Origin of the sequence: Candidatus Electronema sp. TJ, from assembly GCF_048287355.1 — a bacterium.
In the GTDB taxonomy this organism is placed as follows: domain Bacteria; phylum Desulfobacterota; class Desulfobulbia; order Desulfobulbales; family Desulfobulbaceae; genus Electronema.
The window spans coordinates 19,575-26,746 of the sequence record NZ_JBLWEP010000003.1 but is presented as its reverse complement, the minus strand read 5'-3'; the positions used below and the strand labels follow the sequence as shown (position 1 = coordinate 26,746).

Below are 7,172 nucleotides of genomic sequence, written 5' to 3'. Positions count from 1 at the left end.
GCCTCGCCCCGGCGCAGCTCAAAGCTGACTTTGTCCAAGGCGCAGAAGGGGGTATGATATTTCCTGCCGCGAGGATGGAAAATCTCCAGCAAACGATGCACTGGCTTGCGGTAGAGCGCATAGACCTTGCTCACCTCGCGGATGGAAATGGCCACATCAGACATGATTCAGAGCACGTCGGGAAATTGCGGTTTCAGCTTCCTGAAAATATATGCGCCGCAGATCAGTGCCGCTGCCGTGACCGTCCAGAAATAGACCGTGTGCAATGGATGCGACCAGAAGGGCTGGAAGGTGATGAAAGACTCGCGGTAGCCCTGCACGATATAGTAGGCTGGATTGAGTTTGAGCAGCCGCTGGATGTTCGGACTCATCATCTTGATGTCCCAGAAAATCGGCGTGACCCAGAAGCCGATTTGCAGGGCCACGGCCACAAGCTGGGCCACGTCGCGGACAAAGACGTTGAGAGCGGCCAAGCCCCAGGCAATGCCGAGCGAGAGCGTCAGCAGGCAGAACAAGTAATACAGGGCTTGCAGATAATAGAGACTGACAGGCAGCTGCTGAAAAAGCAGCAGCACCAGCAGCACAGCGAGAAAAATGCCGTGTGTCGCCAAGCTGGACAGAATTTTCACCAGCGGCAGGAGCTGGGAGGAGAAGAGGGTTTTCTTCACCAGATGAGCATGAGCGATGATGATGCCGGTGGAGCCGCTGACGATGTCGGAAAAAATGTACCACGGGGCCAGACCAGCGGTGAGCCAGACGACAAAGGGCACGTCATTGAGCGGCTGAGTCTTGAAGCCGACGCTGAAAACGAACCAGAAGACCGTGATCATCACCACCGGGTGGATCAGCGTCCAAAGCAGTCCCAGCGAAGATGCCACATACTGGGTGCGCAGCTCCCGCGCCGCCATCGCAGTGATCAGTTTGCGCCGCGCATGGAGCAGACGAAGAAAGGCGAGCAGGCTGTTCATTTACAAGCGGGCCTGCTGTTCATGATCGAGAAACCACTGGTAGGTGGCGGCAATCCCGTCTTGCAGGCTGATGGTGCTCTGCCAGCCCAAGGCGGTGAGTTTGGAGACATCAAGCAGCTTGCGCGGCGTGCCGTCGGGCATGGCGGCGTTGTAGCGGAGTCCTCCTGCAAAGCCAACAATCTCTTTCACCAAAGATGCCAATTCAGCGATGGTGACTTCCTGCCCGGATCCGATATTGATAATTTCTCCGCTGCTGTATTGTTCCATCAGGAACAGGCAGGCGGAAGCAAGGTCGTCAACATGCAGAAATTCCCGTTTTGGTGTGCCGCTGCCCCAGATTTCCACTTCTGGCAGCTGATTCAGCTTGGCCTCGTGGAATTTCCTGATCAGTGCGGGCAATACATGCGAGCTGTGCAGGTCGAAATTGTCGCCTGGCCCGTAGAGATTGGTCGGCATCAGGCTGATGGCATCAAAATCATACTGTTTTCGATATGCCTGGCAGAGCTTGATGCCCGCAATTTTGGCGACAGCGTACCATTCATTGGTCGGTTCCAATGTGCCGCTGAGGAGATGCTCCTCTTTCATCGGCTGCGGCGCGAATTTGGGATAAATGCACGAGGAGCCAAGAAAGAGCAACTTCTTTACGCCGCTGCGCCAGGCCGCATCAATGATGTTGGTCTGAATCAGCAGATTGTCGCGGATGAAATCCGCCGGGCTGCTGTTGTTGGCATGAATGCCGCCAACCTTGGCTGCGGCAAGAAAGACGTATTCCGGCTGCTCCTCAGTGAAAAAGCGGCGCACAGCGGCCTGATCGGTCAAATCTAATTCCGCGTGGCTGCGGGTGAGCAGATTTGTGCAGCCAGCTTGCGCCAGCGCACGGCAGATCGCGCTGCCGACTAAGCCGCGATGCCCGGCGACGTAGTTTCTTGTTCCAGAGAAGAAAAGCCGGGATTCAATTGGTATCACGTTATTTCAATATTCCGATCAAAATGCTGAAAAGTTCAATTGTGTCAGCAGGAATTCTATACGTGTCAATATCCTTAGTTATCTTTTTTGCTGCTGCTTCCAGTTTGCCAAATTTCCATAAATCGCCAGTCGTGACAGCTCCGAACAAAATATCCTGCTGGCCGTCTTCATATTGTTCCATCGCGATCAGTTCCACAGCTAACTGGGCGAATCCTTTTTCAAGGTCGCCTTTTTTCGCTTCAATCACTGTCAGCTTTTTTTCAGACCTGATCAGATAATCCAAGGTGCCGCGTAAGTTTTTTGCGGCCTCTATCGGATATTCTGCGGCAATTTTTATATCTACAAATTCAAGGAGATTGAGCAGAACGGGAGCAATGAGAAAATCTCTCCGCCCAATCTCGGAAGTCAAGCTGATTTTGGGCAGGCTTCTGGTCAATTTGCTCTGAAATTCTGTCAGCGCACCTTCAGCAATATTTTCTCTCGGCAGTGCGAGCAGCTCAAAAGAGAATTCGTAACCAAACTCTTTGACAATATCCTCGACTGGATAGGCGATTTCAAAGAAGTCTCTGAAGGTGTAATTTTTATCGGCTGAGAGGATTGATTTTTTCATTGGGCAGTCTGCTGCAATCTGCTTAAACGATCTATTTTACGCCTGATCTCGTCGAGAACATCCTTGTTGACAATTTCTCAGTCCAAGATGATAAAAATGCCGTAGCATTTTTATCCCAATGGTGAGGACACTTTGTTAAGCACCGGGAGGTGTCCATGCAATATCTTGAATTGGTGTATCCATGTCCTCTCGATCTGCTCAAGAAGGCGTTCTTCAATTAACAAATAGTTAAAAAACGAAGGTCTTCCATAAGTTCCGCTTGCTGTTTTCTCTTTACTTTCAAGATGCTGACAAAACCTTCTTTTCAAATTTTTTGAAAGACCTATATAGAGTATCTCGTTAGAGAAATTGGTTATCACGTAACATCCAGAAACTTCAGGAAGTTGGAACGATACCGAATAAGAAAATATTTTTTTTATAATTGGGCATGGATTTAACTGGTCATATTTCACAATTCAATACTCGATATTTTTGTTCTGATTTGCTCTGCGCAACGCTTTATACATCTCTGCGGCAATTGCATTCAATGCCCCAGAATTGAGAAAGCTCGCTTTTCCCCCGCTATTCCACCATCCAGGATGCCCTAGTCCTGCATTTTCTCCTTCAAGATTTTCAAAAGTAGCCCGCAATAGCTCTTCCATTGTAGATACTTTAAAATCACCCAAAGTATCTAATCGCTCAAAGAACGGCATTGAAAAACGACAAAAAAGCTGGATACCGTTATATTTAAATAATACAGTTGGTTCATTAACGTACAAGATATTTGAAATAGCCTTCCAGTAATTAAGAAATATTTTCGACGATTTATCTATCTCTTTTTGAGACAGAGGATTATTTGCCGTTAAAATATACTGTTTTATTGTTTTGACAAAACTTTTTTGAGTTACTTTTGATTTGTTATTATTTTCCTCGTTTGCCATTTCGATACGACCCCTCCAAGGAGAATCCTCTTCAGAATTCAAAAAATCAACAAATTGTAATGCCTTCTCTTCCTCACCTTTTTCAACAGCCCTTTTTATCCATTTAGGTAAACAAGGGATATCTTCAACTTGTAGACATTTTGTTAAGCGAGCATAAATCCTTTGTTCAACAGACTTATCTACACTTTTTTGAGTAGTGTTGACTATTAAAAAATGACACATTTGTGATATTTTTTGTAATCCAGTAGCTATGTTTACAGGTATTTCAAAGTCTAGCACCTTTGGATTTTTTTGACTCGCCATTTTCAGTCCTTCAATCCTATGTTGACCATCAACAACTGAAAACGGCCCAATCGAATTTATATCAAAAGATATAATATTTGTTTTATTGTTAAATGAGATAACTTTATCTGTTGCTATAAAAATACTTGTCGGCAGAAAAGCATCTTGCGTTTCTATCCCGTCAATAATGTAATTTGCAAGTTTTTTCGCACGAGCTTTATTTAAGAGACGTTGATACCCCTTATCGCTATCATCATCTGAATCTAACGTTTCAACGCTATAAAAATTAGGCTTCAATAAATCTGAAACCTTTAACGAAGTGGTATATAACGTTAAATTTCCCTGTTTAACTACAGCAGCTGGTCTTGAAATCTTATTCTCCATCTTATTGCTCCATTAGGTAGTTGGATAAAAATCACTCGAAATAATTATACGCCTTATACCCCTTCTGCCGCACCACCTGATCCCGTTCCGCCAGTTTCAGGTCTTCAACGATCATCTCGCGCACCAATTCCTCAAAGCTGATTTTCGGCTCCCAGCCGAGCTTCTCTTTGGCCTTGGACGGATCGCCGAGCAGTGTTTCGACCTCGGTCGGGCGGAAATAGCGGGGATCAACCCGGACTATGGTCTTGCCGCTCTTGCGCTCAATGCCGATTTCGTCCAACCCGCTGCCCTGCCAGATGATATTCATGCCCAGCTCATCAGCGGCGATTGCCACGAATTCCCGCACCGAATGCTGCTTGCCGGTGGCGATGACAAAATCCTCTGGCCGCTCCTGCTGCAGCATCAGCCACTGCATCCGCACATAGTCCTTGGCATGCCCCCAATCGCGCAGCGCATTGAGATTGCCGAGAAACAAAGCGTCCTGCAAGCCCAGCTTGATCCGCGCCAAGGCTCTGGTGATTTTGCGGGTGACAAAGGTCTCTCCCCGCACCGGCGACTCGTGGTTGAAGAGTATGCCGTTGCAGCAGTATATGTTGTAGGCTTCACGGTAATTCACCGTGATCCAGTAGGAATAGAGCTTGGCCACCGCGTAAGGCGAGCGGGGATAAAACGGCGTGGTCTCGCGCTGGGGAATCTCCTGCACCTTGCCGAACAGCTCTGAAGTCGAGGCTTGGTAGAAGCGCGTTTTGCCTTCCAAACCAAGGATGCGGATGGCCTCCAGCAGGCGCAGGGTGCCGAGCGCGTCGCTGTTGGCGGTGTATTCCGGGGTTTCGAAGGACACTGCCACGTGGCTCTGCGCAGCCAGATTGTAAATTTCATCTGGTTCGACTTCCTGCACAATTCTGATCAGATTGGTGGCATCAGTCAGGTCGCCGTGATGGAGCTTGAAACGGACATCTTCCTCGTGCGGGTCTTGATAGAGATGATCTACCCGGTCGGTGTTGAAAAGCGAGGAACGACGCTTGAGGCCATGCACCGAGTAGCCTTTTTCAAGCAGGAGTTCGGTCAGATACGCGCCGTCCTGACCGGTGACACCAGTGATCAGAGCTGTTTTCATTGTTTGCGGAGAAAATCGTCAAAATAAGCGATAGTTGGAGCCAGCCCTTCGCGCAGGGAAATCTTCGGTTCCCAGCCGAGCTTTGCCTTGGCCAAGGTGATGTCCGGCTGCCGCTGCTTCGGGTCGTCCTGCGGCAGCGGCTTGAAGACCAGCTCGGATTTGGAGCCGGTCAATTCCAGCACAGTTTCTGCTAATTGCAGGATGGTGAACTCTCCTGGATTGCCAGTGTTGACCGGGCCGGTGAAATCGTCGTCCGTGGCCATCAGGCGAATAAACGCCTCAATCAGATCATCGACATAGCAGAACGAGCGGGTCTGCGAGCCGTCGCCGTAGATGGTGATTGGCTCGCCCAGCAGAGCCTGAACGATGAAGTTGGAGACCACCCGTCCGTCGTTGGGGTGCATACGTGGCCCGTAGGTGTTGAAAATGCGGGCCACTTTGATCCGCAGGTTATGCTGGCGGCGGTAGTCGAAAAACAGGGTCTCGGCGCAGCGCTTGCCCTCGTCGTAGCAGGAGCGCAGTCCGTTCGGATTGACATGGCCCCAATAGGATTCCGGCTGGGGATGAATCTGCGGATCGCCATACACTTCAGACGTGGAGGCTTGGAAAATCTTCGCCTTCACCCGCTTGGCCAAGCCGAGCATGTTGATCGCCCCATGCACTGAGGTCTTGGTTGTCTGCACCGGATCGAATTGATAATGAATCGGCGAGGCCGGACACGCGAGGTTGTATATCTCGTCCACCTCAATATAAAGGGGGAAAGTCACATCATGGCGGAGCAGCTCAAAATGCGGGCTGTCCAGCAGGTGCAGGATATTCTGCTTGGCACCGGTGAAGTAGTTGTCCAGGCAGACCACGTCGTTTCCCTCAGCCAGCAGCCGCTCGCAAAGATGCGAACCGAGAAATCCAGCTCCGCCAGTGATCAATACCCGTTTGTTCCGCTGCACAGTTTTCATCGCTGCTCCATTGTAAGAAATAAAAAATGCGCCTGGAAACTCAGGCGCGGCATGAACAACAGGACAGAAGCATCTGACATCTAACTCAGATACTGCTTTGTCTGGTGCGCCCGGCAGGAATTGAACCTGCGGCACCCAGATTAGGAATCTGGTGCTCTATCCAACTGAGCTACGGGCGCGGCGGCAGCTGCTTGCCGATTTTACCTGAACGATGGGCAAAAGCAAAGGTTTTCCTTATCAGGCGGCGGAAAAGACTGTGCCGTGCTGGCACTCTTCGATCAGCGGCGCATTGTTGCGGCCAAAGCCCGGCTGAACGATGCAGTTGCGGCCAATCTTCATGCCTTCCGGTATCCGCGCCTCCTTGCCGAGCAAGGTGATGCCGCTGTAGAGATGGGTCGGGAACGCTTTGTTGACGATCTTCTTGGCCTCGGCACCGCCGCAGCCCACAACCGCACCGCAACCGACATGAATCCGTTTGTCCGCCACCACCAGATCAACTTCGGCCCCGGCCTCTATCACTGAATCCTCAAAAATCACTGAATCGCGCACCATCGCGCCTTGTTGCACCACCACGCCGGGTGAAAGAACGGAATTGATCACCGTGCCTTCGATCATACAGCCTGCACTGATCATTGAGGAGCGCACCATACAGCCAGCGGCGAAGCGGGCCGGAGCGCGGTCCATCATCCGCCGCTTAGTCTCGATGTTTGGCCTGATCCCCCAAGCCTCCGGCGAAATGCCGGAATCCGGGCGGATGATGTCCATGTTCGCGTCCCAGTAGGCTTGAATGGTGCCGACATCGCGCCAATAGCCGTAGAAGGGATAAGCGAAGACCTGCCGCTCTTCTATCGCTTTAGGGATGATGTGCATCCCGAAGTCAATCTCGCTGCGGTCGCGGGCGAGCATGGCCAGCAGGTATTCGGTGTCAAAGACATAAATGCCCATTGAGGCCAGATTGGTGCGGGCGAC

The 7,172-nt window shown here is 50.5% G+C and carries 8 protein-coding genes and 1 tRNA gene; all 9 read right to left on the bottom strand.

The annotated features are described in order from the left end of the window. Window positions 1–167: 167 nt before the first annotated feature. On the bottom strand, window positions 168–968 hold the full coding sequence (locus tag ACNKID_RS00505) for an ABC transporter permease (RefSeq protein WP_417911471.1): 801 nt from the start codon (window positions 966–968) through the stop codon (window positions 168–170). Further along, a complete protein-coding gene (gene fcl / locus ACNKID_RS00500; RefSeq protein WP_417911470.1) occupies window positions 969–1,934 on the bottom strand; it encodes a GDP-L-fucose synthase in 966 nt (321 codons plus the stop codon). Between the two features lies 1 nt (window position 1,935). Then, window positions 1,936–2,544, bottom strand: coding sequence for a hypothetical protein (locus tag ACNKID_RS00495; protein WP_417911469.1), 609 nt, complete (start codon window positions 2,542–2,544; stop codon window positions 1,936–1,938). A gap of 110 nt (window positions 2,545–2,654) precedes the next feature. Next, window positions 2,655–2,903 (bottom strand): GIY-YIG nuclease family protein, encoded by a 249-nt coding sequence (locus tag ACNKID_RS00490; protein ID WP_417911477.1) that lies wholly within the window; start codon window positions 2,901–2,903, stop codon window positions 2,655–2,657. Window positions 2,904–2,999: 96 nt separating this feature from the next. Next, window positions 3,000–4,130, bottom strand: coding sequence for a DGQHR domain-containing protein (locus ACNKID_RS00485; RefSeq protein ID WP_417911468.1), 1,131 nt, complete (start codon window positions 4,128–4,130; stop codon window positions 3,000–3,002). Between the two features lie 31 nt (window positions 4,131–4,161). Beyond that, on the bottom strand, window positions 4,162–5,247 hold the full coding sequence (gmd, locus tag ACNKID_RS00480; RefSeq protein WP_417911467.1) for a GDP-mannose 4,6-dehydratase: 1,086 nt from the start codon (window positions 5,245–5,247) through the stop codon (window positions 4,162–4,164). Beyond that, complete coding sequence (locus tag ACNKID_RS00475; protein ID WP_417911466.1) at window positions 5,244–6,203, bottom strand: UDP-glucuronic acid decarboxylase family protein; 960 nt, start codon at window positions 6,201–6,203, stop codon at window positions 5,244–5,246. The genes gmd and ACNKID_RS00475 overlap by 4 nt, the downstream gene beginning before the upstream one ends. A 102-nt stretch (window positions 6,204–6,305) precedes the next feature. Then, window positions 6,306–6,382, bottom strand: a tRNA-Arg gene (locus tag ACNKID_RS00470). Window positions 6,383–6,440: 58 nt separating this feature from the next. Continuing rightward, a partial coding sequence (locus ACNKID_RS00465) for a sugar phosphate nucleotidyltransferase (RefSeq protein WP_417911465.1) occupies window positions 6,441–7,172 on the bottom strand: 732 nt, incomplete at its 5' end.